At 56.5% G+C, this 26,371-nt stretch carries 29 protein-coding genes and 1 rRNA gene; 12 read left to right on the top strand and 18 right to left on the bottom strand.

Annotation, left to right across the window (positions count from 1 at the left end; translation table 11 throughout):
* Positions 1 to 46 precede the first annotated feature (46 nt).
* Positions 47 to 646 carry a recombination mediator RecR gene (gene recR, locus HKD40_RS15105; protein WP_169196620.1) on the top strand — a complete coding sequence of 200 codons (600 nt, stop codon included), beginning with the start codon at positions 47 to 49 and terminating at the stop codon, positions 644 to 646.
* 10 nt (positions 647 to 656) lie between these two features.
* Here recR and HKD40_RS15100 read toward each other — a convergent pair whose 3' ends face one another.
* Positions 657 to 1,127, bottom strand: a complete 471-nt coding sequence (locus tag HKD40_RS15100) for a hypothetical protein (RefSeq protein ID WP_169196619.1) — start codon at positions 1,125 to 1,127, stop codon at positions 657 to 659.
* A gap of 115 nt (positions 1,128 to 1,242) precedes the next feature.
* The gene (gene rmuC, locus HKD40_RS15095; protein ID WP_169196618.1) at positions 1,243 to 2,667 is read right to left on the bottom strand and encodes a DNA recombination protein RmuC; all 1,425 of its coding nucleotides are present in this window, start codon (positions 2,665 to 2,667) and stop codon (positions 1,243 to 1,245) included.
* Between the two features lie 121 nt (positions 2,668 to 2,788).
* Between rmuC and def the strand changes: the two genes are divergently transcribed.
* The 3 genes from def to truA all read left to right on the top strand — a co-directional run bounded on the left by def (position 2,789) and on the right by truA (position 5,036).
* Positions 2,789 to 3,304 carry a peptide deformylase gene (def, locus tag HKD40_RS15090; protein ID WP_182394800.1) on the top strand — a complete coding sequence of 172 codons (516 nt, stop codon included), beginning with the start codon at positions 2,789 to 2,791 and terminating at the stop codon, positions 3,302 to 3,304.
* A 71-nt stretch (positions 3,305 to 3,375) separates the two neighbouring features.
* The gene (gene fmt / locus HKD40_RS15085; protein WP_169196617.1) at positions 3,376 to 4,299 is read left to right on the top strand and encodes a methionyl-tRNA formyltransferase; all 924 of its coding nucleotides are present in this window, start codon (positions 3,376 to 3,378) and stop codon (positions 4,297 to 4,299) included.
* Positions 4,299 to 5,036 (top strand): tRNA pseudouridine(38-40) synthase TruA, encoded by a 738-nt coding sequence (gene truA, locus HKD40_RS15080; RefSeq protein ID WP_169196616.1) that lies wholly within the window; start codon positions 4,299 to 4,301, stop codon positions 5,034 to 5,036. Before fmt ends, truA begins: the two co-directional genes overlap by 1 nt.
* On the opposite strand, the gene HKD40_RS15075 is transcribed toward truA, so the two are convergent.
* From HKD40_RS15075 to HKD40_RS15050, 6 genes are all read right to left on the bottom strand, one after another.
* The gene (locus HKD40_RS15075) at positions 5,037 to 5,600 is read right to left on the bottom strand and encodes a hypothetical protein (RefSeq protein WP_169196615.1); all 564 of its coding nucleotides are present in this window, start codon (positions 5,598 to 5,600) and stop codon (positions 5,037 to 5,039) included.
* Positions 5,601 to 5,614: 14 nt separating this feature from the next.
* A complete protein-coding gene (locus HKD40_RS15070; protein WP_169196614.1) occupies positions 5,615 to 6,157 on the bottom strand; it encodes a hypothetical protein in 543 nt (180 codons plus the stop codon).
* A complete protein-coding gene (dapE, locus tag HKD40_RS15065) occupies positions 6,154 to 7,311 on the bottom strand; it encodes a succinyl-diaminopimelate desuccinylase (RefSeq protein ID WP_169196613.1) in 1,158 nt (385 codons plus the stop codon). Before dapE ends, HKD40_RS15070 begins: the two co-directional genes overlap by 4 nt.
* Positions 7,312 to 7,360: 49 nt before the next feature.
* Entirely contained in the window at positions 7,361 to 7,837 is a 477-nt protein-coding gene (locus HKD40_RS15060; RefSeq protein ID WP_169196612.1) for a DUF805 domain-containing protein, read from the bottom strand.
* Between the two features lie 86 nt (positions 7,838 to 7,923).
* Entirely contained in the window at positions 7,924 to 8,766 is an 843-nt protein-coding gene (gene dapD, locus HKD40_RS15055) for a 2,3,4,5-tetrahydropyridine-2,6-dicarboxylate N-succinyltransferase (protein ID WP_169196611.1), read from the bottom strand.
* 143 nt (positions 8,767 to 8,909) lie between these two features.
* A complete protein-coding gene (locus HKD40_RS15050) occupies positions 8,910 to 9,737 on the bottom strand; it encodes a prephenate dehydratase (RefSeq protein WP_169196610.1) in 828 nt (275 codons plus the stop codon).
* A gap of 257 nt (positions 9,738 to 9,994) precedes the next feature.
* On the opposite strand from HKD40_RS15050, the gene HKD40_RS15045 reads away from it, so the two are divergent.
* The 3 genes from HKD40_RS15045 to HKD40_RS15035 all read left to right on the top strand — a co-directional run bounded on the left by HKD40_RS15045 (position 9,995) and on the right by HKD40_RS15035 (position 12,556).
* Complete coding sequence (locus tag HKD40_RS15045) at positions 9,995 to 10,804, top strand: cytochrome c family protein (RefSeq protein ID WP_169196609.1); 810 nt, start codon at positions 9,995 to 9,997, stop codon at positions 10,802 to 10,804.
* Between the two features lie 78 nt (positions 10,805 to 10,882).
* Complete coding sequence (locus tag HKD40_RS15040) at positions 10,883 to 11,821, top strand: glyoxylate/hydroxypyruvate reductase A (RefSeq protein WP_169196608.1); 939 nt, start codon at positions 10,883 to 10,885, stop codon at positions 11,819 to 11,821.
* 69 nt (positions 11,822 to 11,890) lie between these two features.
* Entirely contained in the window at positions 11,891 to 12,556 is a 666-nt protein-coding gene (locus tag HKD40_RS15035) for a YqaA family protein (RefSeq protein ID WP_169196607.1), read from the top strand.
* Positions 12,557 to 12,567: 11 nt separating this feature from the next.
* On the opposite strand, the gene HKD40_RS15030 is transcribed toward HKD40_RS15035, so the two are convergent.
* The gene (locus HKD40_RS15030; RefSeq protein WP_169196606.1) at positions 12,568 to 13,917 is read right to left on the bottom strand and encodes a leucyl aminopeptidase family protein; all 1,350 of its coding nucleotides are present in this window, start codon (positions 13,915 to 13,917) and stop codon (positions 12,568 to 12,570) included.
* A gap of 289 nt (positions 13,918 to 14,206) precedes the next feature.
* Here HKD40_RS15030 and HKD40_RS15025 point away from each other — a divergent pair, with 289 nt between their 5' ends.
* Positions 14,207 to 14,971 (top strand): tetratricopeptide repeat protein, encoded by a 765-nt coding sequence (locus HKD40_RS15025; RefSeq protein ID WP_169196605.1) that lies wholly within the window; start codon positions 14,207 to 14,209, stop codon positions 14,969 to 14,971.
* A gap of 9 nt (positions 14,972 to 14,980) precedes the next feature.
* On the opposite strand, the gene HKD40_RS15020 is transcribed toward HKD40_RS15025, so the two are convergent.
* The 8 genes from HKD40_RS15020 to HKD40_RS14985 all read right to left on the bottom strand — a co-directional run bounded on the left by HKD40_RS15020 (position 14,981) and on the right by HKD40_RS14985 (position 23,111).
* Entirely contained in the window at positions 14,981 to 15,994 is a 1,014-nt protein-coding gene (locus HKD40_RS15020; protein WP_169196604.1) for a type II secretion system F family protein, read from the bottom strand.
* A gap of 10 nt (positions 15,995 to 16,004) precedes the next feature.
* Positions 16,005 to 16,982: a type II secretion system F family protein gene (locus HKD40_RS15015; RefSeq protein ID WP_169196603.1), complete on the bottom strand. Its 978-nt coding sequence runs from the start codon at positions 16,980 to 16,982 to the stop codon at positions 16,005 to 16,007.
* Between the two features lie 3 nt (positions 16,983 to 16,985).
* The gene (locus HKD40_RS15010) at positions 16,986 to 18,479 is read right to left on the bottom strand and encodes a CpaF family protein (RefSeq protein ID WP_169196602.1); all 1,494 of its coding nucleotides are present in this window, start codon (positions 18,477 to 18,479) and stop codon (positions 16,986 to 16,988) included.
* Positions 18,480 to 18,509: 30 nt separating this feature from the next.
* The gene (locus tag HKD40_RS15005; RefSeq protein WP_169196601.1) at positions 18,510 to 19,781 is read right to left on the bottom strand and encodes an AAA family ATPase; all 1,272 of its coding nucleotides are present in this window, start codon (positions 19,779 to 19,781) and stop codon (positions 18,510 to 18,512) included.
* Positions 19,782 to 19,803: 22 nt separating this feature from the next.
* The gene (locus HKD40_RS15000) at positions 19,804 to 21,243 is read right to left on the bottom strand and encodes a type II and III secretion system protein family protein (RefSeq protein WP_169196600.1); all 1,440 of its coding nucleotides are present in this window, start codon (positions 21,241 to 21,243) and stop codon (positions 19,804 to 19,806) included.
* Positions 21,244 to 21,256: 13 nt separating this feature from the next.
* On the bottom strand, positions 21,257 to 22,168 hold the full coding sequence (cpaB, locus tag HKD40_RS14995) for a Flp pilus assembly protein CpaB (protein WP_169196599.1): 912 nt from the start codon (positions 22,166 to 22,168) through the stop codon (positions 21,257 to 21,259).
* A 191-nt stretch (positions 22,169 to 22,359) separates the two neighbouring features.
* Positions 22,360 to 22,863 carry a prepilin peptidase gene (locus HKD40_RS14990; protein ID WP_248306090.1) on the bottom strand — a complete coding sequence of 168 codons (504 nt, stop codon included), beginning with the start codon at positions 22,861 to 22,863 and terminating at the stop codon, positions 22,360 to 22,362.
* A 68-nt stretch (positions 22,864 to 22,931) separates the two neighbouring features.
* Positions 22,932 to 23,111 (bottom strand): Flp family type IVb pilin, encoded by a 180-nt coding sequence (locus HKD40_RS14985; protein ID WP_169196598.1) that lies wholly within the window; start codon positions 23,109 to 23,111, stop codon positions 22,932 to 22,934.
* Between the two features lie 362 nt (positions 23,112 to 23,473).
* Here HKD40_RS14985 and HKD40_RS14980 point away from each other — a divergent pair, with 362 nt between their 5' ends.
* From HKD40_RS14980 to HKD40_RS14965, 4 genes are all read left to right on the top strand, one after another.
* Positions 23,474 to 23,917 carry a pilus assembly protein N-terminal domain-containing protein gene (locus tag HKD40_RS14980; RefSeq protein WP_169196597.1) on the top strand — a complete coding sequence of 148 codons (444 nt, stop codon included), beginning with the start codon at positions 23,474 to 23,476 and terminating at the stop codon, positions 23,915 to 23,917.
* A 98-nt stretch (positions 23,918 to 24,015) separates the two neighbouring features.
* Positions 24,016 to 24,555, top strand: a complete 540-nt coding sequence (locus tag HKD40_RS14975; RefSeq protein ID WP_169196596.1) for a TadE/TadG family type IV pilus assembly protein — start codon at positions 24,016 to 24,018, stop codon at positions 24,553 to 24,555.
* Positions 24,555 to 25,118 carry a TadE/TadG family type IV pilus assembly protein gene (locus HKD40_RS14970; protein ID WP_169196595.1) on the top strand — a complete coding sequence of 188 codons (564 nt, stop codon included), beginning with the start codon at positions 24,555 to 24,557 and terminating at the stop codon, positions 25,116 to 25,118. Before HKD40_RS14975 ends, HKD40_RS14970 begins: the two co-directional genes overlap by 1 nt.
* Positions 25,119 to 25,182: 64 nt before the next feature.
* Entirely contained in the window at positions 25,183 to 25,800 is a 618-nt protein-coding gene (locus HKD40_RS14965; protein WP_169196594.1) for an HAD family phosphatase, read from the top strand.
* Between the two features lie 460 nt (positions 25,801 to 26,260).
* Here HKD40_RS14965 and rrf read toward each other — a convergent pair.
* A 5S ribosomal RNA gene (rrf, locus tag HKD40_RS14960) occupies positions 26,261 to 26,371 on the bottom strand; the annotation flags it as partial.

Here is a 26,371-nt window from a genome sequence, read left to right as displayed (position 1 = left end):
CGCGGGGCCCATAAGTGCCAGCCAGATGCCCCAAAAAGGCCCATAAATGGCAACCACCGGCGGACCGGAAATTGAGCAACTAATTCTGCTCTTGGCACGTCTGCCGGGGTTGGGACCGCGTTCGGCCCGCCGCGCCGTTTTGCAGATGATCAAGAAAAAAGAACAGCTGATGATCCCGCTGTCAGCCGCGCTTGATCGCGCCGTCGCAGCCGTCTGCACCTGCGAGGTCTGCGGCAATGTCGATACCAAAGCCCCATGCACGATCTGTTCTGACCCAAAACGCGGTCAAAGCGGGATTTTAATTGTCGTTCAAGATGTTGGCGACCTCTGGGCGCTGGAGCGCGCAGGCGTTGGGCAGGTTCGCTATCACGTCCTCGGTGGTGTGCTCTCGGCGCTGGATGGCGTTGGCCCGGAAGACCTCAATCTCGACGCCCTGATCGCCCGCGCACCGGAATATTCCGAGATGGTGCTGGCCATGAACGCGACCGTCGAAGGCCAAACCACAGCCCACTACATCACCGATCACCTGCTCAACACAGGCATTCGCATCACCCGCCTCGCCCACGGCGTGCCCATCGGTGGCGAGTTGGACTATCTCGACGAAGGCACGCTCAGCCAAGCGCTGCGCGCTCGCACCGAAATCTGAGCGATTTCAATCAGATATGGGGACGGAATTCGTCCGACCCATTCCAACTGTGCTCGTCATCGACCGGCCCATCGTCGTCGCCATAAAGCTCTTCTTCGCCGATCAAGGCGTCTCGCGCATCGACATCGTCGGGCGATAGGGCATCGAGATGATCGGCCGGGTCTGATGAGACAGCGCCAGTGATATCGGGATAGTCCTCCGCATCTTCCAAATCGCCGGTCAGCGCCGAAATAGCGCTATCGAGTTCATCAACCAGCGATTGAGGATCACCGCCACCAAAATCGCCGCTTTCGCGCATAGCCATTTCATCGCGAATTTCGCGCAGCCGCTCGACCCGCTCTTCGACCGAACGATCTGATCCATAAAGCAAATCGTCGATTTCATTCTGGCTATAAGGGTGGGCAATTCCCGGCTGATCGGTGCCATCTTCCATCACGTCCTGCGGCAGGAGGTGACCAGGGTTATCGTGCTGACGTACCATTTCCTTCTCCCATTCAGCGTGTGCTGTCGGCTAGGAACGGATCATAGCGGTCCGTGGTTCGTCGCTATTCTCAAATGTGATAAGTAAAGGCCCCGCTTTCGACGGGGCCCAAACCTTAATTCAAATCAAGAGGTTCGTCGTTGACCAACTTCAGCACGGGAGCATCATCGTCCCGTCCTTCCCACCCAGGGGGAAGCGATTTGCTGGTCTTTGCTCCCAAATCCCGCAACTGCTCTATCTGCCGAACGACATTGCCGCGACCGGACGACAGCTGGTCCTTGGCCTTGGCGAAGTTGGCTTGTGCGGTGTTGAGGCCCTTTTCGACCTGATCCATGCTCGAGAGGAATCCGGCAACCTTTTCATAGAGTTTGCCAGCGCGTTCAGCGATTTCCTCGGCGTTCTGGTGCCGCTTTTCGATGTCCCAAACATTGCGCACCGTGCGCAACACGGTCATCAGCGTTGTCGGGGTCGTCAGCATGACGCCCTTGGACATGCCAAATTCGACCAATTTGGCGTCGTGCTGAATGGCCGTCGCCAGCGCCGATTCAATCGGCACAAACATCATTACGTAGTCCAGACTAGACTTTGCGGCCCGGTTATACCCCTTGGCGCCCAGCGTGGTAATGTGCGTCCGGACCGAATGGATATGCGCTCGGAGGTATGTTTCTCGCTCGTCTTCGGGCGAATTGACGAAGGATTCAAAAGCAGTGAGGGACACCTTGCTATCGATCACCAGCACATCGCCATTGGGCATGCGGATTTCGACGTCTGTGCGCAGGCGCTGATTATCCTCACTCGTGTGGCTCTGCTGGGTGAAATACTGCTCACCCTCACGCAAGCCGGACTGTTCAAGAATTGTGGAGAGGATCATTTCCCCCCACGCGCCTTGCGTCTGCGAACTGCCCTTAAGCGCACGCGTCAGGTTCTGCGCTTCGGTGGTGATCTGGAGATTGCTCTCCGACAGAGCCCGAATCTGCTCGGACATTGCCGATCGATCCCTGATAAGCCCTTGATGGAATTCAGTTATTTTCTCCTGAAGGGGTTTCAGGAGGACATCGACCTGTTCGCGATTCTGCTTGGTAAAGGTCTCGCTATGGGTGCGCATCACGTCACCCGCGATGGCCTTGAACTCATCCGTCATCTGCTGGCGGGCTTCGGTGAAGCGCTTCAGCTCCGTGGCGTGATTACGGGCCTGTTCATCAAGCCGCGTGCGCATTGCCGCCAGTTCCGCCTGCATGTCGGCCGCACGATCCCGCTCGGAAAACATCTGCTCGGTCGCGCGCTCGCGCTCGTGCTGAAGCTGCCCCTCGATCTCGCGCAAGCGGGAATCACGCTGCAAAATCTGATCGTTAAGCCCCGAGCGTACGCTCTCTAAATTCTGCGCCGCCTGCATTTCGGCGCGCTCTAGGGTGCCACGATTGCTGGACATCACAGCAATAAGCGCGATCAGCAGCGCCAATGCCAACACGCCCACGAGGGTGACGCCAATGGAAATCGGCAAGCTGCCGAGAGTAAAAAGAATTTGGTCGAGATCGCTCATGGACCAATCCTAATCCGATTCTTTCGTTCGCAAAATGTTCTCGTGTGACACCACTAAGGTTGACCAAGAGCCCGGAAATCGCCATATCCATGACAATCCTTCCATTGCCGGACCTTCTGCCATGGCTATCCGCCCCATTTTGATCATTCCCGATGCGCGCCTGCGCGCTGTTTGCGACCCGATCGTTGAGATCGATGACGAGATCAAAACGCTGGCAGCAGACATGCTGGAAACCATGTATGCCGCGCCAGGCATTGGCTTGGCCGCGCCACAGATCGGCGTCATGAAGCGTATCGTTGTGATCGACGTGGCCAACGAAGGCGATGAGCCTGCGCCCCATGTCATGATCAACCCAGAGATCACCCAATTTGGTGAGGAAATTCAGGTGACTGAAGAGGGTTGCCTCTCGATCCCTGAACTCTATTACGAAGTAGAACGCCCCAGCACGGTGACCGTAAAGTACACCAATCTTGAAGGCGAAGAGATCACTGTCGATGCCGATGGCAAGTTGGCCGTCTGCATTCAGCACGAACTCGACCACCTCGATGGCGTTCTTTACATCGACTATCTGAGCCGCTTGAAGCGCGATCGCGTCATCAAGAAGTTCGACAAGCAAGCCCGCCTGTCTGCGCGCTAAGCCAATTTGGATTGAGGGGCTCCGGCCCCTCTCCTTTTCCGTTGGGACAATATTAAAAGAGGCACTTGGCCATGCGTATCGTTTTCATGGGCACGCCCGAATTTTCTGTCCCAACGCTGACCGAAATTGTTTCGGCAGGGCATGAGGTTGTCGCTGTTTACACGCGCGCGCCAAAGCCCGCGGGCCGTGGCCAGGCCGAACGCAAAAGCCCGGTTCACAAGGCCGCTGAAGCCTTTGGCATTCCTGTCTTCACACCGAAGTCGCTGAAAAGCGAAGAAGAACAAGCCACTTTCGCATCCCTAGAGGCGGAGGTCGCAATTGTTGTGGCCTATGGTCTGCTGCTGCCCAAGGCGGTTCTGGAAGCGCCGGAATACGGCTGCTTGAACCTTCACGGCTCCCTCCTGCCACGCTGGCGCGGTGCCGCGCCGATGCAGCGCGCTATCATGTCGGGCGACAAGCAAACTGGCATTGTTGTCATGCAGATGGACGAAGGCCTCGATACTGGTGACATGGGCCCCACCGAGATCATCCCCATCACCCCGACCATGACGGCGGGCGAGCTGCACGACAATATGATGCGTGTCGGCGCTGACCTTATGGGTCGCGCACTGGCTGCGCTTGAACGCGGCAGCCTCGATTTTACGCCTCAGCCAGCGGAAGGCGTCACCTACGCCGCCAAGATCGACAAGGCTGAAGCCAAACTCGATTTCACCCAATCGGCGGAAGCGGTCCACAACACCATTCGTGGTCTTTCGCCCTTCCCCGGCGCTTGGTTTGAGATGACCCTCAGCGGTAAAACCTATCGCGTTAAAGCCCTCCGCTCGCAGCTGGAGACCGGTTCTGGGGCGCCGGGCGCCTTCCTTGGCGGAGAACTCGTTATTGCCTGTGGCGAGGGCTCTGTGCGCCTCACGCAAGTTCAGCGCGAAGGCAAGGGCGCTATGGACGCCGCCACTTTCCTACGCGGCGCAGGCACACTCCCTGAGATGGTCGGCTAATGCCACGCTATAAGTTCACCATCGAATATGACGGCACCGCCTTTTACGGCTGGCAGCGTCAGAAGAACCAGATCAGCGTTCAGCAAGTGTTGGAAGAAGCTGTCCTGAAATTCTCAGGCGAAACGGTCAACAGCCAAGCCGCTGGGCGCACCGATGCCGGTGTGCACGCCCTTGGTCAGGTCGCCCATATCAATCTGTCGAAGGAATGGGACCCGTTCCGTATTCGCGAGGCGATGAATTATCACATGCGCAAGCATCGTGTGGTGATCGTTGAGTGTGAAGCTGTTCCGGACACGTTCGAGGCACGGTTTTCGGCCAAAGCCCGCCACTACGAATATCGCATCCTCACGCGCCGCGCTCCTCCCGCGCTGGAGCTCAATCAGGTCTGGCATGTGCCCAAGCCGCTTGATGTCACCACGATGCACGAAGCGGCCCAACTCATTTTGGGCCTTCACGATTTCACCACCTTCCGCTCGTCCGAGTGTCAGGCAAAATCGCCCATGCGCTCCCTCGATGAGCTCAACGTCACGGGCGATGACGAGTATATCTCGGTTACGGCGAGCGCCCGCAGCTTCCTGCACCATCAGGTCCGCTCGATGGTGGGTTCGCTCAAAATGGTGGGCGAAGGCAAGTGGACGCCAGCGGATTTCCGTGCGGCGCTTGACGCAGCCGACCGCACCCGCTGCGGCGCCATGGCGCCATCAACGGGTCTCTACTTTGTCGGCGTTGACTACTGATTAGCCGGCGGTTGGGACGGGTAGTACAAGGGCGATGACGCCCATTGCCAGAAACACACCCACCGCCTGCGAAATAAACAGCAAAGCAATCTGCCAGCCGCGCAGGGTCATGATGTGTCGGCCAATGTTGACGAACGTCACAATCGCCGCGATGGCCACCGCGAGCAGGACAATTAGTCCGGCCTCGTTGAACAAGACCGAAACCAATAGCAGCGCCCCCGAGACCAGCGTGATCCAATTGCTGGCAACAAGGTACGGAATAAATGCGTCTTGGCGCTTGATCTGACGCAGGACCATCGAGGCTGTTAGCGCCTGTGCGCCAAACAGCGCTAGGTTCATCACCACGGTTTGCGTCGGTGCGCCTGCCGGAGTGCTAAAGCCCAGCAGCATCGGGCCAAACCCAGCCAGAATCATGGCCAGCAGCACGGCAATCAGGCTGCCGACGAGACCTTTGGTCGAGAAGTCATAGTATTGCGCAGCGTCGCGCCTACCCAGAACAAGGGCCCATGTCCCTTTTGCGGCACTAGCGGCTTCGGCGAAAAAACTCGGGAACGACTGGGCCAATGCGGTTCAACTCGTCAGACAGCAGAAAGGGTGGACGCAGCAAGCATGTAGAGTGTCTGAGGCACCCCGACAAGGAGCACAACTGTTAGGATTGCAAATGCGGCTGAAACGCCGCGCTGAAATCCTGCCCCGACACGCCCCAAAGCGTAGAGCATATAGGCCAGCCCAAGCCAAAGAATGGGCATGAGAGCCGGGCTAATCATGGTCACAACCGTGCCCACGAAGAGGTAGAAGATCAGCGCATAAACGCCCGGGACATAAATATCCGGGCGCCAGATTGGCCCGGAAACGGCAAAGCGCGTGCTCCACACTCCGATCAGCAAGGCCGCCAACCATATGGTCTGGATAAAGAATATCTCGATAAAACTCTCTGGCGTCGGCACACCCATTTGCATCGAGGCCAGCATAACGACGAGAAACACAACCGCGTAAAACAGCACGATCGCTGTGAACAGCCCTGCGGCAGAGAGTTGGAACTGCTCCAGCCCTTCGCGTTTGTTGCGCAGGATCAGCTTCCAGCCTGCAAAAGCGTAGCGCAGTGCCGCAATAGTTCTCATCGTGAGGAGCTCGCGAAGAAACGGGTCATGAACTCGGCGTAAATTTCCGTCAGCCCTTCGAGGTCGGCCAGCGCCATATGCTCATCTGCCTTGTGCATTGAAGGGCCAACCAGACCACATTCCACCACCGGACCATAGTCGGCGATAAAGCGTGCATCAGACGTGCCACCGCCAGTGGACAGCTCAGTCACCTTGCCGGACCGCTCGGACAGGACGGATGTCAGCGTCTGGACGTCATCACTCAAAGGCGAAAGGAACGACCGCGACGGAGTGCCGACAATGTCAAAGTCGATTCTGGTGCCCTTGGCGTCGACGGATGCAATGCGCTCCTTGATCCAAAGAGCGAGCTTTTCCGGCGTCCAGAGATCGTTGTAGCGGATATTAAAGCGGAGCGAGCCGCTCATCGGAATGACATTGGATGTCGGGTTGCCGACGTCGATTGTCGTTACTTCGAGGTTCGAAGCCGGGAAGTGCTCCGTCGCCTCATCGAGCTTGGTTGTTGAAATGGCAGTCGTCACAGCGGCCAGCACCGGCAGCGGATTGTTGGCCTTATGCGGATAGGCAACGTGGCCCTGCGTGCCGGTGACGGTGATCTTGCCCGAGAACGAGCCGCGACGACCGATCTTGATGCTATCGCCCAAGGTTTCGGTGGAGCTCGGCTCACCGACAATGGCGAAATCGAAGCGGTGACCGTTATCCGCCATCCAGCGGCAAATCTTCTCGGTGCCGTTTATGCTGTCGGCTTCTTCGTCATTGGTAATGGCGAGCTGGATGATCCCCGCATCCGCCGGGATTGTCGCGCAAGCAGCAACAAAGGCTGCAACACCCGACTTCATATCCGCAGTGCCACGGCCAAACATTTTGCCGTCAGCAATTCGCGGCACAAACGGATCAGAGGTCCAGAAAGCTAAATCGCCCGGCGGCACAACATCGGTGTGGCCACCAAAAAGCAATGTCCGGCCCGCCGCACCGCGCGTCGCAAAAATATTGTCGACGAGATAGGAGCCGTCGCCCTCAAATTTAAGGCGCGTTACCGTGAAGCCGAGCTTGGTCAGCTCAGCGTCCAGCAAATCAAGAACGCCTGCTTCTGTCGGCGTTACCGAAGGGCAGGACACGAGGGCATGAAGAAGCGATTGGGCGTAAGAAGTGGTCATACCCAATGGGTACCGACCACTTCGAGATTTGACAATGCCAGACGCTATTTCACGCTGCAGCATTCACCGGATCAGCGCCATAATTATTGGTGCCGTGGGAGCCCTTTAGAAAACCGAGCTGGATGAACATGTAGATCGCAAAAACCGCAAAGACGAGAACGAGGACACTCATCCACATTGGGGGGACCATATAGGTCAGCCCATTTTCTGTGATGGCGGTCGCTCCAATGGCGCTGGCTTGCAAAAGATTGATGACGACGCTGCCCCCGAGAAGAATGAGAACATCTTTCCCGTCGTTATTGCGATCGTGACGGCGTTTTAGGCCAATGCAATAGGTCGGGTAGAGCAAGGCAAGATTGATCAGCACAGCGAACCAGGCCACGGCAGTGGTGTTGCCTCCAGCCAAAATTCCCAAAACTAATGATGCGACAATCGAGACAACGAACAGGCACAATACGCCGATCCACCACTGTTTGCGCGAAATGCGCCCGTCTGTGGTCAACAGCAAGGACTTCAAACTGTCCATATTTCTCCTCCACATCGGAATCGATCCGACAGGTGAGGATAGGACGCCGACGAAAACTCCGCCAGCGCCCCAAATTTGATAGCGGATTAGTCGCGCAGCAGCTCGTTGATGCCGGTCTTGGAACGGGTCTGAGCGTCCACGGTCTTGACGATAACGGCGCAGTAAAGGTTCGGGCCTGGCGTGCCATCTGGGAATGGCTTGCCTGGCATGGAGCCGGAAACCACGACGGAGTAAGGAGGAACCTTACCGATGTGGATTTCGCCGGTGGCGCGATTAACGATCTTGGTCGACTGACCGATGAAGACGCCCATCGAAATGACCGAGCCTTCGCCAACGATCACGCCTTCAACGACTTCCGAGCGTGCGCCGATAAAGCAATTGTCTTCGATGATGGTCGGGCCAGCCTGCAGCGGCTCAAGCACGCCACCGATACCAACGCCACCGGAAAGGTGAACATTCTTACCGATCTGAGCGCAGGAGCCAACGGTTGCCCATGTATCAACCATGGTGCCTTCATCCACGAAAGCGCCGAGGTTAACGAAGGACGGCATCAGAATGACGTTCTTCGCGATGTGTGCGGAACGACGAACAACGGCACCCGGCACAGCGCGGAAGCCCGACGCGCGCCACATGCTTTCGTCCCAGCCTTCAAACTTGGTCGGAACCTTGTCCCAATAGGTCGAGCCATTGGCGCCACCGGAGATTGGGGCGTTGTCGTTGAGACGGAAGGAAAGCAGCACAGCGCGCTTCAGCCACTGATTGACGACCCACTCGCCGTTGACCTTCTCAGCAACGCGGGCCTGACCGCTGTCGAGCAGGTTCAGCGCAGTTTCAACCGCGTCACGAACGTCGCCTTTAGTGGACGAATTGATTTCGGCGCGGTTTTCAAAGGCGGCGTCGATGGTCTGGGCGAGCGTTTCGAACGACATAGCGGCTCCTAAAGAAATTCTGATGGGGACCATTAGCCGGGGGGAAGAAGGTGTCAACGGCAATACCAGCCCGTGACGTCCTTATTGAAACAAAAATCCCCGCAAACGCGGGGATTTTCAAAGACAAATCAGGAGAGCGCGACTTAGCGCGGCTCAGCCTGTGGATAGACGCCCAAGATGCGGAACTTGTCGGTAAAGAAGTTGAGTTCTTCAAGGGCGAGCTGAACCGAAGGATCATCTGGATGGCCTTCGATGTCGGCATAGAACTGGGTCGCCTGGAAATTCCCACCGACCATATAGCTCTCGAGCTTGGTCATGTTGACGCCATTGGTGGCAAATCCACCCATGGCCTTATAGAGGGCCGCCGGTACGTTGCGCACACGGAAGATAAAGGTGGTCTTCACCTTGCCTTCGTTCGGCGCCAGCTTTTCAGTCGGCGACAGCACCAGAAAACGCGTCGTGTTATGTTCCGCGTCCTCGATATTGCTCGCGATCACATCCAGACCATAGGTCTCGGCGGCAAAACGCGAAGCAATCGCGGCCACAGACTTATCCCCCTTTTGCGCAATCTCGCGTGCAGAGCCCGCCGTATCGACCGCATTAATCGTGCGGAAGCCATGGTCAGAAATAAATTTGCGGCACTGACCAAGCGCAACGGAGAGCGACTGAACGGCTTTCACGTCAGCAAGGGTGGACCCGCGCACGCCCAACAGGTTCATCTCAATGCGCAGATAGGTCTCACCAATAATGTGCAGACCACTCAGCGGAAGCAGGTGGTGAATGTCGGTAATACGGCCATAAAGTGAGTTTTCAACCGGAACGACAGCATAATCTGCCTTACCGGATTGGACCGCATTGAGCGTGTCCTCGAAGGTCACACAGCCCAGATATTCCTCTCCTGGAAAGAAATTAGCCGACGCAGCGTGGCTGAAGGCGCCATTTTCGCCTTGGAAGGCAATCTTCTTTGTCATGGGATATCCGTTTAATTGGCAGGCCGGGCGGTTTTGACGCGGAGGCTTGAGTGTGTCAATGACAGTATAGAGATGCGTGCAACCTTCCTCTGCGTGGGGGAATTGTCGCACCAAAGGATTGGCCTGTTGCACGGCAGCAGGTCTTGATACTATGTTCCGCGCGCGTTGGGCTGGCCGTTGAGGCAGATTCTCCAAAATGGAGTATCTAATGGGCTGGCCCGGAATTGTCCCCGGGGATGGACCGGCAGAGAGACCAAATGAATTCGTTTGAGCTAAACAAGATTTTCGGCGCCGTCCTCGGCACCCTGTTGTTCATCATGGCAGTCGGCTTCCTTGCCGAGTCCGTGTATGCACCGATCGAAAACAACGGGCCAGGCTACAACCTGCCCGAACCAGAAGTTGCCGATGCTGCGGCTGGCGGCGAAGTTGAACAGGCTGTTCCAGTCGCTGTTCTGCTGGCCAGCGCTTCGGCTGACCGTGGCGCGACCGCGGTTCGCAAGTGCCAGTCTTGCCATAACTTCGCTGAAGGCGAACCAAACAAGCAGGGCCCATATCTCTATGACATCATGGGTGGCCCACAGGCACATGCCGACGGCTTCGCCTATTCGGACATCATGACCCAGCATCATAACGATGGCCTGGTCTGGTCCTATGAGAACATGGATGCGTTCCTGGCGAATCCGAAGGGCTACGCTCCAGGCACCAAGATGGCATTCGCTGGCGTAAAGTCCGCTGAAGAACGCGCTGACATCATGGCATACCTGCAGACCCTGTCTGCAAATCCAGCTCCATTCCCAGTTGCTGAAGGCGGCGCTGAAGAAGCAGCTCCTGCTGCAGAAGCTGCGCCAGCCGCAGAAGAAGCCGCACCAGTGGCTGAAGAAGCTCCAGCTGCCGAAGTTGCGCCAGCAACTGAAGGCACCGCAACGCCTGCTGAAGTTGTTGCCCCTGCTGCTGAAGACGCACCAGTTGTTGAAGCTGCTCCGGTTGTCGAAACCCCGACTACCACTGAGACAGAAACTCAGGTTGAAGGCACTCCTGCTGAGCAGGCGCCTGCTACCAGCAACTAAGATTGCGACTGAGCTAGAATCTTTGAAGCCGCGCCCTCAACAAGGCGCGGCTTTTTTGTGTTTTGAGGGAGACATGGAATGCTGCTGCTACACCTATCGGACGTTGATGAAGCAAGCTGGGCCAAGGCGTTTCAAACAGCGCTAGGCGATTATCCAGTTGTGCGCCGCGGGGATGATTTCAACCCCAAGGACGTGCACTACATCTTCGTTTGGAAGCCCAAGGCCGACGCTTTCGAAGGTCTGACCGAACTTCGCGCCATCCTCTCCCTCGGCGCCGGCGTCGACGCGTTGCTTAAGCGTCCTGATTTGCCTGACGCCCCCATCGTGCGCTTTGTCGACAACGACCTCAGCCAGCGTATGAGCGATTATGTCGTTGCCCATGTCACCATGCATCACCGGCAGTTCAGCCGTTTCGCCGCCGATCAAAAAGCGCGTCGCTGGGCACAATATTATCCGCCTGCCTCCCACGAAACACACGTGGGCATCATGGGCATGGGTGTGCTCGGACAAGACGCCGCCAAGCGCCTGCTTCCGCTCGGCTTTAAGGTTTCAAGCTGGAGCCGGTCTGCAAAGCACATCGAGGGCGTCGAGAGCTATGTCGGCGCTGAGCAGTTTGACGCCTTCCTGGCCAATACCGACATTCTGGTCAATCTACTGCCCCTCACCCCTGAAACAACCGGAATTCTCAACGCCGAGACCTTTAACAAGCTGCGCAAGGGCACGCTGCAGGGAGGCCCTGCCATCGTCAATGCGGCGCGTGGTGGGCATCAGCGCGAAGCCGATATTGTGAACGCGTTACAATCTGGAGTTCTGGGTGCAGCGAGCCTCGATGTCTTTGAAGTCGAACCCTTGCCGGAGCAAAGCGCTCTGTGGGACGCGCCAAACTGCTACATCACACCTCACATCGCTGCGATCTCAGATGAACGGAGCGGCGTTCGCTATTTTACGCAGATGATAAACGACCATCGGAACGGGCTGCCCCTCCGTAACGTCGTCGACCGCAAACGTGGGTACTGATCCTATTTTTGTACTAGCGCTTTTTTCTATTAACGGTCAGCATGGTCACAACAATTTCTTGGAGGCTCAATGTCCGAAACTGCAGCCAAAGTGAGTTTTTATGATCGCCTTAAAACGGCGACCAAACACCGATTTGCAGAACCCATTCTGGCAGCACTGTGCTTCCTCGAAGCGATGATTATTCCAGTATTCCCAGAGATTATGCTGGCCCCCATGATCATTGCAGATCGTCTCCGCGCCTGGCGTCTCGCAGCTATTTGCACGGTCGCTTCCGTTGCTGGAGGCCTTGCAGGCTATGCGATTGGCTATTTCCTGTTTGATAGCATTGGTCGCGCCATTATCGATTTCTACGGCGCCGCCGATGGCTTTGGCGCGCTGCGTCAAAGCTTTAATGACAACGGCCCCCTGATGATCCTGATCGGAGCGCTGTCTCCGATTCCTTATAAGGTCATCACCATCACCAGTGGCGTGGCCGGTCTCGATCTCTGGACCTTTGTGATCTACGGCATCATTGGTCGCGGACTGCGCTACTTCGTGCCATGCGGTCTCTTCTATTTCTTCGGCCCAATCGCTGGCGAGTTCATCGAGAAACACAAGAAGTGGGCAGGGATTGGCATGGTTGCCTTGGTCGTGGTGGGCTTTGCTATGGCGCCACTCCTGTTCCCGAAGGCGGGCACCGAGATTGCCGATGCCGCCATCGAAGAAACCACAGGTATCGACCTGATCACCAACTAAACTACGGGGCGTTAAGCCCCGTAGCGCTGCTTCAGCAGTACATAGAGCACGCGTATGCCTTGGTCGGTTGCCCCGACCGGGCGCCCCGGACGCAATTCCGGTGCCCAAGCAAAAATGTCCATATGCACCCACGCGCTAGCGTTTTTGACGAAACGCTGCAGGAACAGCGCGGCGATAATCGACCCGCCAAATCCTCCCGCTCCAGTATTGTTCATATCGGCAATTTTGGAGTTGAGCTGGCTTCCATAGTTCGCCCATAGCGGCAGCGGCCACACGGGGTCCTCGACCTTCGGGCCGAGATCCGCCATGGCATAAGCAAGGCTATGATCAGAGCTATAGGTCGCCGGCAGTTCTGGTCCGAGCGCTATGCGCGCAGCCCCCGTCAACGTTGCCATGTCGACGAGGAGATCAGGCGCTTCCTCATCCGCCAATGCCAGTGCGTCGGCCAAGATCAAACGACCTTCCGCGTCGGTATTGCCAATCTCGACAGTCAGCCCGGCCCGCGAGCGGATAACGTCTCCAGGTCTAAACGAATTGCCCGCGATTGAATTTTCGACAATCGGGATCAACACGCGGAGGCGCACTGGGAGTTCCGCATTCACCACAGCATGGGCAAGGCCAAGAATATTGGCAGCGCCGCCCATATCCTTTTTCATCATCAGCATGCCTGCTGCGGGCTTGATATCCAAACCGCCAGTATCAAAGGTGACGCCCTTACCAACTAGCGTCACCTTAGGATGACTTTCGTCGCCCCAGCTGAGGTCAAGCAAGCGTGGGGCCTGAGCGTTCGCCCGACCCACGGCATGGATCAGTGGCAGATTTGCGCCCAGCAAGTCATCACCCACAATGGCCGTAACCTTCATGCCATTGCGACGCGCGAAGTCCCTAATCGCTTGGTCCAAGGCATCCGGGCCAAGATCATTGGCGGGCGTATTGATAAGATCGCGAGCGAGGAAAGCACCTTGGGAGAGGAAATCAACCTCATCAGCATCTGCGTCGTCAGGCATTTCGAGCTGCGGGCTCGGTTTGGCGTCGCGGTACCGATCAAAGCGATAAGCACCCAGCTTAAACGCTGTGGCCGCCTGTGTGGCGTCGCCATACTGCCCTTCCAGCGCATAAGTGCCCTCGGGCAGATTGCTTCCAGCCAGACCAACCGTAAAGGGATTCAGGCTTTCGCTCGGCCCCATGCCCAAAAGCCATGCGGTGATATCGCCCTGCGCATCGGGAACTGCCAGCAGCTTTCCGGTCTGGCCGGAAAAACCGTGCGCCTGCGCCCATTTGCGCTGGACATCGGTAAGCGCGGCATCGTCCAAAGCGCCGTCAACAATTGCAATGACCGGTGTAGCCGAAGTCTTGGCCATCAGACTCTCCAGATTATTTTGGCGTGTTCTAGCCCCGAACGGGGTTCTGGCACCATCCAACTCCGGAAATAGTTTTCTGGCAACGGCGCGAACTACCTAATTCCCGAACAAAAAAGGGCTATTGCGACTACTAAAAGGGAAAACAAACGCGTTGCGCGCCAACAGAATGATCAAGCACGCAAACAGACCTCTCCACCACCCCTGCAATTGATAGCAACATTATGGGTTTAACCCAATATTAGGGTTAATGATCTATTGCCAAGCAAGGGGTCATGTCCCGGAGGAAACCATGCCTCGGGTAAAATACGATAGATTTTGGATGCATTGTGTTCTGGCTGTTGGTTTGACGGCTGTGACGCTATCGGGCTGTACCAGTTCGAGAAATTACAATGGTTCGGGCACAGGGCCATTTGCGGCCAGTCAAAAACAACCGACGCTTGAGCAACTGACTGCGCGCTATAAGTCCAACCCGCGCGACCGCAACAATACAATTCAATACGCCACCCATCTGCGCGCAATAGGCCAGCCGGAACAGGCCATGGCGGCCTTAGAGGCGACCCTTGCCGCACACCCCAAGGACGTTCCGATTTCCATTGCCTATGCCAAGGCCCTGACGGCTGCGGGCCGGTTTGAGCAATCTCTCAACGTCATAGACAATGTTCTGCGCACGGACGCTCCAGATTGGAGCGCACTGTTGGTCAAAGGCGCGACCTTGGATCAGATGGGGCGGAACAGCGAAGCACGGCGCATTTACACGCAGGCCGCAGCTCTTGCACCGAACGAAGCCTCGATCGAAACCAATCTTGGCCTATCCTATGCGATGACCAATGAACTGAGCCTGGCCGAGCAGCACCTGCGCAAAGCCGTCAGCATGCAAGGGGCATCGACACAGACCCGTCAAAACCTGGCATTGGTTTTCGGCCTACAGGGACGCTTTGATGAGGCGCGCAAAATCTACGCCGCCGAGCTTCCGCCTGATCAAGTGGAATCCAACATGGCTTACATCAGAGCGCTGCTGACCCAGCAAAACCGTTGGGACCTGCTCAAGGATTAAGGCCCTCGATTAGCCGCCGCCGACCGTGCTTGCGACGCTGCCAGTGAAGACTTTGATCATTGCTGGCGACAGGACCACGATAAACAATACGGGCAGCAGGAAGAGGATGAGCGGCACGGTTAGTTTCGGCGGCAATGCGGCTGCCTTCTTCTCCGCTTCCATCATACGCGCTTCACGCCCTTCTTCAGCCATGACACGCAAAGCCTGACCTACAGAGGTGCCATAGCGATCGGCCTGAATAAGTGCGGTCATGACCGCCCTAACGTTGTCGAGCCCTGTGCGTCGGCCGAGGTTTTCATAGGCGCGTGAGCGATCTTCCAGAAATGATAGCTCGGCATTGGTCAGCGTCAGTTCTTCGGCAAGCTGCGGTGACTGACCGCCGATTTCCTTGGCAACGCGCTTTATGGCGTGCTCCATGGACATGCCAGCCTCAACGCACAACAGCATCAAGTCCAACACATCTGGCCATGCGCGACGGATAGAGGCTTGGCGCTTCTGGATTTTGTTTTTCAACAATAGCACTGGCAAGTAGGCGCCGACGACCCCAATCGCAACGGAGTAGGCGAGGCTCAGATACATGGGTCGATCACCAGGCGCTACGACGACTAAGTAGAAGATCGCAAACAGCAATACGGCAACCGGTGTCGTGAACCGCACGAAGAGATATTTGGTCAACTCGGCCGGACCACGCAGTCCAGCCATGGACAGCTGGTCGAGCGTATTTTCGTCCTGGAAGGCTTTCCGCAGATCAAATCTGTCGACGGCCTTGCGCATATAGGCCTTTGTATTGTCATCGCGGCGGATCGAACTTCGGTCGGCTACTGCCGCAGAGCTCCCACGCAACCGAGACATCTCCTGGGCCCGCATTTTCTCGCGCTCCAGTGCCACGCGCTGAATGCGCCCTTTGAGCTCCTGCTTGACCAGAAGACTGGACCCAAAGGTAAACACCGCAGCCGTCGCCGAGATGGCAGCAAGGGCCGCAATCAAAAACTCGCGTTGGGTTACAAGCGCGATGATGTCCACGGCTACCCCCCTAGATCTCGAACTGAACCATGCGGTGCATGACAAAAACGCCTGCACTCAGCATGAACACAGCAATGGCCAAACACACATTGCCAACGGGTGTCGTGAAAAGTGGGGCCAGATAGGCCGGCGACACAACGGAGATCAGAACGGCCACAACAATTGGCAGCGCGCCGATAATCGCCGCCGATGCCTTCGCTTCAGACGACATTGCCTTGACCTTGGCTTTCATCTTTTTGCGGTTGCGCAGAACTCGCGCCAAATTGCTCAGGGCTTCTGAGAGGTTACCGCCAGACTGTTGCTGCACGGTGATAACCACAACGAAGAAATTCACCTCAGGCAGAGGCACGCGCTCCAACAGGATCTGAATGGACTCTTGCATCGAGAAGCCGAAAGCCTGCTGATCCAAGATGCGACCGAACTCAGAGCGAACTGGTTCCTTGGTGTCCTTGGCGACAACACGCACCGTATCATTGAGCGGCAGACCCGTTTTAACGCCACGGACAATCGCTTCAATGGCATTGGGTAATTCGTCCAAGAACCGATCTTGATATTTGCGGCGCTTACGCATGACGTAAAAGCGTGGACCTAGATACCCACCCGCGGCAGCAATGATGGCCGCAAAATAAAACGGCACCTGCGCCACAACCAAAAGCCCAAAAAGCACAACACCGAAGATAATCGAGTTGCGAATATAGGCAGCGGGTGTCGTGGTCATTCCCGCCTGAAACAACATGGCTGGGATGGTCAACCGGCGGTTGGCTTTCAACTCATCCTGCTGCGCCTTGAGCGCCTGCTGCACCGTTTTGCGCCGATTATCCCGGACACGGCTCTCCCCGGCAACGCGCCGATTGATGGAGACATCACCTTGATAGACCTTGAGGCGCTGCTTTGCGCGCTGGCCACCCGCGGCCGCGGGGACAAACGCCAAGGCCAATGCACCGGCAACAACAACGAACAAAATGATGAGCAGCACGCTTGTGGTCATATTCTACTTACTCGCCATTTCGCGATGCTCAATGTTGGACGCCTCCAAGGCTTCCACCAAGTTGGCCTCTTCGTTGAAGTAGCGCGCGCGTTCCGTGAATTGAGGCTTGGTAATACCGGTCGAATGGTGACGCCCGAGGAGCATGCCGTTCGCGTCTTCACCCATGATGTCATAGGTGAAGATATCCTGTGTCACGATCACATCCCCTTCCATGCCCAGCACTTCGGTAATGTGGGTGATGCGGCGCGAACCATCGCGTAGTCGCGCGGCCTGAACGATCACGTCGATCGAAGACACGATCATTTCGCGAATGGTGCGGCTCGGCAGCGAGTAGCCGCCCATGGTGATCATCGATTCCAAACGCGAAAGCGCCTCTCTCGGCGAGTTGGCGTGCAGAGTGCCCATAGAGCCATCGTGGCCCGTGTTCATCGCCTGCAGGAGATCGAAGGACTCCGGACCACGCACTTCGCCGACGATGATGCGTTCAGGGCGCATACGCAGACAATTCTTGATAAGATCACGCATGGTGATCTCGCCTTCCCCCTCCAAGTTCGGAGGACGCGTTTCAAGGCGGACAACGTGTGGTTGCTGCAGTTGCAATTCGGCCGAGTCTTCGCAGGTAATCACCCGCTCATCTTTTTCGATGAAGGCTGTCAAACAGTTGAGCAGTGTGGTCTTGCCCGAACCCGTGCCGCCTGAGATCAAAATATTGGCACGCACGCGGCCCAGAATACGCAGCACTTCCGCGCCCTCAGAGGAAATAGAGCCGTATTTGACCAGCTGCTGAAGGGTGAGCTTGTCCTTTTTAAATTTACGAATGGTCAGCGCTGCGCCGTCAATGGCAAGAGGCGGCGCGATAACGTTCACACGCGACCCGTCAGGCAAGCGCGCGTCGCAAATTGGCGAGCCTTCATCGACACGGCGACCGACCTGCGACACGATACGCTGGCAGACATTCATCAAATGCGCATCATCGCGGAAGCGCACGTTTGTCAGCCGGACCTTGCCGCCGACTTCGATGTAACAGCGCTGCGAGCCGTTCACCATGATATCGGCAATGTCATCGCGTGCGAGCAGCGGCTCGAGCGGGCCGTAACCCAGCACGTCGTTGCAAATGTCTTCAAGCAGATCTTCCTGCTCGGCAATCGACATCGCGATGGATTTCAGCGCAATGATTTCGGAGACGATGTCGCGAATTTCCTCGCGCGCCGACTGGCTCTCCATCGTCGCCAACTGGCTCAGGTCAATCGAGTCAATCAGCGCATTAAAGATCGCTGACTTGGTCGAGAAATATTCCTTGGCTCGCGGGTTTTCAGCCTGTGCTTTGACGTCGAGAACGTCGTCCGTACTCTTCGCACGACTGGCAGAGCTGTCTGCGTCAGGCTGGCGGCGTTGCGCAGGGGACGACACCGCTCCCGGTGGCGGGCTGGCGATTGGACGCGGGAGCTCAGAAACTCCGGGCGTATTGCCGCCAAATGTCGTTCGCTTGCCAAACATATCTCATACTTCCTAACGCCGAAGCCTGACTTAGGCGCGCTTTTTGAACAGGGTGGATAGGTTGAGCAGTGACCCGCCCTTCCCCCCTGCCTGCCCCACTGCGCGACCAGTCACCTGAAAGCCAATGCTACGGTAGATGTCGTTAATCTTGTTGGATGCTTGTACTTCAGCGATCATCTGGCCATTGTTCGCCGCTGTACCAAACAGATGTGCATCAAAGCCGATCTGCCCGATCAGCGAACATTCCACCGACGTCGCGAACTCGTTCGGATTGATCTCCGGACGCTTCGGTATGCCAACTTTGTTCATCACCAACTTGGGTGCTGCCTCTGTTGGGCGCATGATCTTGATCGCATCAGACAAATTCTTAGCGTTGCGCAAATTGGCCAGATCGGGCTCGGCCACGACCACAACTTCATCAACCGAAGCCAATGTCTGCCGTGTCCAGCTATTCCACACATGCGGAATATCCAAGATGATCACGGGTACCGATTTCTGGCAGATCTCGATGACCTGCTCGAAGTCGCGTTCGCCAAAATCCCACGTCTGATCAAGCGATGCCGGAGAAGCGAGCAGGCTGATGTGGTTAGCCGCCTTGCTCATCAGGCGATCAAGCATGGTTTGATCGACCTTTTGGCTGGCCAACATTGCATCACCCAAACCATGGGGCGGATCTTGGTTGAAGTTCAGCCCTGCCGTGCCAAACGGCAAATCCATATCGATAACGAGGCAATCCTGACGGAGCGAGGAGGCGATTGCCCAAGCGACGTTATGCGCGACAGTTGAACTCCCGGCCCCGCCCTTGGCGGAAACAAAGCCAATCGTTCGCCCGATAGGCGCCGCGCCCTCTGCGACATAGATGTCGGTAATAGCCGCGACCAGTTCCTGAGGGCTAGCCGGCAGAACCACATATTCCGAAATGCCGTTGCGGATCAGCTCACGATACAAGAGCACGTCATTGACATGCCCGAGTACGATGACTCGTGTTGCCGCGTCACACACCTCAGACAGGCGCCCCAATGCCGCAACGATCGCGCCAGGTGTGAGTGTCGATTCCACAATGATCAAGTTTGGCGTCGGGTTCGACTTGTAAGTCTCTATCGCCCCTTCAACGCCACCGTTGTGCGTGGTCAGCGCGACTTTAGACATGCGTCGATCTTGTAGAACGGCTTCGACAAGCTGTGCTGTCTGCGTGTTCTCGCAAAATGCCTGGACAGTGATGCGCGGCACGAGCCGAGCGCCAGTTGCGATCTCTGCCGCCACCTCTTCAGTCTTTGCTTTATCCGGCGTCAGGAAACTCATACGCACTGCTCCTCAATCCAACTCAATCGAGAACGAAGCCAACATTGCCGCTGAAACCGCCTCGGAACTCACCCGTCGATCCGACCCCGTATTGATGTTCAATACGCCCGAGGAAGATCGCCTCTGCATCGCCGCTCATGGCGAACTTGTCGGTCGGCACCGCAAGAGTGCCTGCGGGAGCCGCGTTGACGAGGTAAGGGGTAACCAAGATCACCAATTCGGTCTGTTGCGTCTGGAACTCGCGGGACCGGAACAGCGCGCCGAGGATAGGAATATCACCCAAGAGCGGGAACTGTTTGATGTTCTGGCTGGTGCTCTCTTGCAGAAGGCCGCCGATGGCGAGCGTCATGCCGCTCGGCAGCTCAACCGAGGTGGAGGCTTGCCGCTTGGTGAGCGAGAAATCCGCTTGCGGTTCAGACACCGAAGTATCGACCTTGAGCCCGATCACCCCATTCGATTTCACCACAGGCTCGAACGAGAGCTCGACACCATAAGGCTTAAATACGACGGTCCGCTGCAATCTGTTGCCTTCGCCGCCGTCGCCACCCTCTGCTGGATCATAGGAGTAATACGGAAGTTCGCCACCAGCGAGGAACTTGGCTTCTTCGCCTGAAATGGCTGTCAGTGTCGGCTGCGCCAGAACCCTGAGCGCCCCCTTATCCTCAAGCGCCCGGATAACGCCTAAGACCGAATTACCATTGTCAGAGAACCTTGCATTCAAGCCATATGGGCTTTCACTATCCACCAGAGTGGTTGCGAATTGCAGGAGGTTGGCCGTTCCAACATTGAAGGCAGCACCAAAGTTTATGCCGAATTGCTTGGCCACATCGCGCTTCACTTCGGAAACGGTGACCTGCAGCATCACCTGCTGGGCTCCCGCCACGTCCAAGATATTGGCGACGTTATCCGCAGATCCAGCGAATTGAGTGGCAACAGCGGTGGCCCGTTCACGATCTTCACCCGAGCGGACGTTGCCCGTCAGGACGACCCGGCTGGACCCATCGAGACCCGGAACGGATTCCACGCGAATGTTGGAGTTTGGCAAGACACGCGCCAGCGCGGTTTGAAGCGCAGCTCCAACCGCCGACTCCGCCTCGTTGATCGCAATATCGAGCACCTGGATGGTCCGTCCAGCGTCATCAAGGAAGAAGATGTTGGTCTTGCCCGAAGACATGCCCTGCACGATGGCTCTGGTTCTGGTGCGCATAATCGCGGCAGCGATCTCGGGCTGCGAGACCACCACCTCCGCGACACCCGCGGGCAAGTCGACGATCAGAGATTTGTTACGTTCGATGCTCAAGGGGCGGACGGCCCCATAGGCGCTGGGTTGAATGGCGATTTGCGCCTGTGATTGCGCTTGAACAGGCGACAGACCCGTTGCCGACAACATCGCGACACCCAGCCCGAAGGCCAGTGTCGCCGCTCTACCGGACAATGATCGATTTGTGTTGGCCGTTTTCATCACTCTCGAACTCTCACTGCGGCAAAACTTGCGGAGCGGCGGGACCAGTTTGAACCTCTGGCAGGCTGGCGGAGTCATAAGCGGTTTCAGCAGGGACGGGCGACACTTGCCCCGCACTGGTTACAACGTTCTGTTCGCGCCCGTAGCGGATCAGACGAACAGGCTGGTTGGATCCAAAGCGTTGCTCATCGGACCGATTAAAGTCAGCGACCGATCTGAGCGTCAGGCTTAACTGGCCACGGGTCGAGGAATTAATCAGCGTTTCCGCCTGTCCCGGGTCCAGCTCTAAGGTGGCAATCGTGTCTGACACGAAGGTCGTGGGCGGGGTGGTGTTATTGGGGTCCTCACTGCCCCCAGACTGCCCCATCTCGCCGAGGCGCGTGCCAATAGCCAAAACGCGAACATCGGAAAGGATCAGTTCTGACTGTTGCCCAAGGTCGGTCGGGGTGGTGAGCACAACGTCGACATGATCATTCGGTACGACAAAGCCGCCAGCGCTCGACACTGGAGAGACCGCCACCGAAACGCCGCGCTTTCCTGGTGCCAGCACAGCCGACAAATATCCGCTATCGGATCGTACCAGTTTGGCTTCACGAATGGGCTCACCCGGGAAGAGTTCAAACCGCGCGATTGCACCGATGAGTTCCGTCTGTGCCTCTGGCATGGCTGTCACGGTCACAAACTCGGGCCGCAGCGCCTGTTCAGGCCAATCCTGCCATTGGGTGCTCTCGGCGAGCAGGCGTTCACCCACGCCGATCCCACGGCTTGCGACAAGCACCTGCACCTTCGCTTCAGGAACAATTTGAGTGGCAACTGCCTGCGGCGCAGACGGCTCAGGTGTGCTGCCGCCGCGGGTAACCAAGATGGCGGCGAGGCCACCGGCAATCAACGCGACAGCAATGAGAATGATTCGCGCCGGTCTCATGACCCCCCCAAAGGCTCAGCGGGCTAAGGCCAGCTTCCTTTGTAGACCATGAAATAAAAGGGTCAAAACTTGGTTAATCAGGCCTTGATTACTAAGGTTAACAATCTGAGATACTTCAAAATCGCACCTCTATATCGCACCCAAACGAACACGCTTCAACTATGCCAAGTCCAGAAAGATATTGATCAATTTCAGCTTTGAACCAGGAGATTGTAGATCAAAGTTTCGGGGTAAACAAAAACTGCGGCAATTGCCAATGCAATGCCATAAGGCACCCCGTTCTTCCGGTTATGCAATCGACTCAGCCATTCATACCGAGTGATCCACACCTCGAGAGGGAGTGATCTTAAGAACAAAATGAGGATAGTTAGGATGCCACCAAATACACTAGCGTAGACGAGATATGGCAGCACTTGCCCGGCGCCCAACCACAGTACAGTTGCGGCTGCAAACTTGGCATCACCACCACCAATTACGTTGAGGGCAAAGAGACCAAAGGCCACGACCAAGACCGCAAAGGCGCACAGCACATGAATGCCAATCGCCTCCCAGGGCATTTGGGCAATGATCGCAGCGGGGAAGAACGCAAGCCCTACGGCCAACACCAGCCAATTCGGGATCCGCATCGTGAACAGATCCGAAATAGCGGCAAAAAACATCAAGGCTGGAAAATAGAAAATTCCAAAGTAAGACAATTAGAACTTGCCCCGACAAAAAGAAAAAGGGAGGCGAACCTCCCCTTAAACTATATCTGTTCTAGCGCTTATCCTGGCACCTGAACGTTTCCAAGACGGCCGCCGATATTATTAAACAGCGAACCTAGGTTGTTTCCAAGCAAAGAAGCACCGGCAATGATCCCTACGGCCACAAGCGCCGCAATCAGGCCGTATTCAATAGCGGTTGCGCCGGACTCGTCCTTAGCAAAACGTGCAAAAATCTTCATACCCAAGCTCCTCATCGGCGATCATGGCGTGCTCTCCACAACGGGACGAGCACAGGTTGAACATGACTACAAACTACCCATGCCAAGTTGAAGGAGAGTTAATCCTCATTAGGTAGCAACAACTTACGAATGTACTCATGTAGTCTTGGTGTTTTTCTGGTTAACACAATCGCCGTGTTTTTCACCAACACCGCACACAAGGCGATAAAATCAGAACAATTTTTACGGGACAGAATTCCCAATAAGAACGCGATCTATTCGACAGCCCGCTTCCTCACTATAAATTTTCCCATAAATTTGCCTTGTATTTACCATTCTCGCCCAGATTCACTCTGACCACAGTAACTTCAGGATTTGGTGGAATGCCCCGCACACTCGCAACTACTCTGCTTATCATTGCCGTGAGCATTCCATTCCCCATTATGGCCCAAGACGGCTCACCCATTACTGTACAAGCAAATATGGCGCGCGTTCTGCGCATCAATGCACCAGCCGCGACGGTCATCGTTGGCAACCCCGGCGTTGCAGACGTGACGATCCAAGATCCTCAAACTTTGGTTCTCACCGGTAAAAGCTACGGCCAAACCAATCTCATCATCCTAGACGCCATGGGCGAACCGATTGCGGACACGCTTGTAGAGGTCACGCAATTGCAGGCTGGGGTGATGACAGTTTATCAGGGGCTCAATCGGACCAGCCTGTCCTGCGCCCCGGTGTGTCAACCTGTCGTCATGATGGGCGACGATGCCAATTTCTCCGGACAGGCACTGGCCTCCGCGCAATTGGTCCAATCAGCGGCCAATTGAACGGTCTCGTTTTCATCAAATTTGCGCAAATATGCAGAAAGGCTCGTTAGCGTTCTGCAGTCTACCCTGCTCAGGGACAAATTCAGGACATCCCTTCAATGGTGCGAGCCAGCTCACGGCGCAAACTTCTCTATGCCGCACTCCGCGACACGCGTGGCGCGACCGCCGTGGAGTTTGCTCTGTTGGCCATCCCGTTTTTTGGGCTTATCGCTGCCATCTTACAAACCTCCCTGGTCTTCATATCCAGCCAAGTCCTTGAAAGCGCGGTCATCGACGCATCGCGCTATGTACGCATTGGAGAGGCGCAAAAACAGGGCACAGCCGAATACAAAAAGCAGATATGTGACCGCCTTTATGGGCTCTTCGGCGATTGTCAGGACATGCATCTGCGCGTCGATACGATCCAGACCTTTAAAAGCACCGCTCCAACAATACCCGTCGACATCACCTGCCCAGCCGAGTGCGATTGGACCACACCAGAAACTTGGGCCCCAGGAGGGGCGTCCAGCGTTGTCATGGTACAAGCCTACTTCCGCTATCCCGTTCCGATCCCCCTTGGCCCTTTGAGCATCGCTAACCTAGCGGATGGGACGCGCCTCATTGGCTCGACGTTCGTCTTTATGAACGAGCCCTTCTGATGCGCGCGCGCTCCAAACTCCGCTCTCTCGTCGCCAAAACCTTATCGAACGAGAACGGCGTTGCCGCTGTTGAGTTTGCGCTCGCGATGCCGATCATGCTCGTTCTCTATCTGGGCTCAGTCGAGGGCAGCACGCTCATCATCTTGGACCGCAAAGTCCAAACTGCGGCCAGTGCTCTCGGTGATCTTGTAGCGCGTACCAATGGCACGCTCTCTCAGGGGACTTTGGAAGACTATTTCCAGGCGGCCAGTGGCATTATGCATCCCTACGACAGCACAACTGTCGTTCAGACAATTGCCGGCGTTGAAGTGTCAGCGGCCGGAGAGGCTGTGGTCAAATGGTCTAAGCAGTATACCGACGGCCAAATCGTGCCCGCAGAGGGTTTTACAATAGAACTACCGCAAGAGATGACGGATCTCGCTCTTGGCCGTGTGGTCATCGTCGCTGAAACCAGCTATGAATACAGCCCGAGCTTTGCTGTCGTTGTCGATCAGACGGTGCAACTGCACCGCACCAGCTATCACATCCCCCGCACCACCACGGGTGTGATCGTCTCCCCATAGCCTTGCTTGCCCAATGCAACACTGCATGGCAGAAGCAGGGACCATTCCTTAAAGCTAAGCGATCATGGACGACCACATTATTCCCGTATTCGATCTGGGCGGCGTATTCGTCGACTGGAACCCTATGTACCTGTTCCGCAAGCTCTTTGAGACTGAAGAAGACGCGCAGTGGTTCCACGAGACGATCTGCACCAGCGATTGGAACTTGGAGTTCGACGCCGGCGAAAAATATTCTGAAGGCGTTGCCAAGCTCGTTACTCGCTTTCCAAAATACTGGCGCGAAATTCAAGCCTTTGACACGCGCTGGAAAGAGACCTTTGGTCCCTTCATTCAGGGTACTATCGACATCCACAACGAACTGATTGAACAGGACGTCCCAACCTTTGCCATTACCAACTTCTCTTGGGAGAAGTGGATGACCTGCTTGGGTGAATGGCCGTTCCTCGAAAAGTTCGATGGCGTTGTCGTCTCAGGGCTCGAAAGACTGGTCAAACCCGATCCACGCATCTACCGCACCTTCTGTGATCGTTATGCTCTCGCCCCAGACAGCTGCGTTTTCATCGACGATAGCGAACCCAACATCGTTGCCGCACGCAAGTTTGGCATGAAGGGTATCCATTTCAAGGACCCTGGCCAATTGCGGTCGGAACTGATCACCCTGGGCCTGCCCCTAAAGGCCTAAAATTCAGCTCCGCGCACACTTTGCGCGGAGCATTTCCGTTGCCCCACGCTGTACCCAAGCCGCTTCCCACCTCCGCCGTTGGCGCAGGGCTCTGACCTCTTCGATCAGGCGAGATGGTCCGCTTGCAAAGCCGGGCCTTATAGGCACCTCTCCCCCAACAAACACCGCTTTGCCTCCCTCCCCCTTGCGGGGAGGGATTGAGGGTGAGGGGGTATCAGAAATCGCAGCCTACCTTCACCTCGCCCCTCCGGGGAGAGGTCGGCCCTCTAGGGCCGGCTGAGGGGGCTTGTTGCGGGCATGGAGATCCAACCCAGCACACCATTCCAGTCCTTCCCCCGGTTGCGGGGGAGGTGAGGTGGGGGCAATTGTGCGGAGCTTAGAAACGCAAAAAGCCCCGCTTGGGGCGGGGCTTTTTGTATTTGGTTTTGATGATCGTCGAGAGATTTTATGTTTTTGGCAGACCTTGCAGTGACCTACTCTCCCAAGTCTTGAGACTTAGTACCATTGGCGCGGAGGAATTTGACGGTCGAGTTCGGGATGGGATCGGGTCTTGGGCTCCTCGCAAGAACCA

The sequence above is a fragment of the Devosia sp. MC1541 genome (genome assembly GCF_012847305.1).
Classification (GTDB): domain Bacteria; phylum Pseudomonadota; class Alphaproteobacteria; order Rhizobiales; family Devosiaceae; genus Devosia.
The sequence above is the reverse complement of the archived record's forward strand: the minus strand, read 5'-3'. Positions and strand labels throughout refer to the sequence as shown.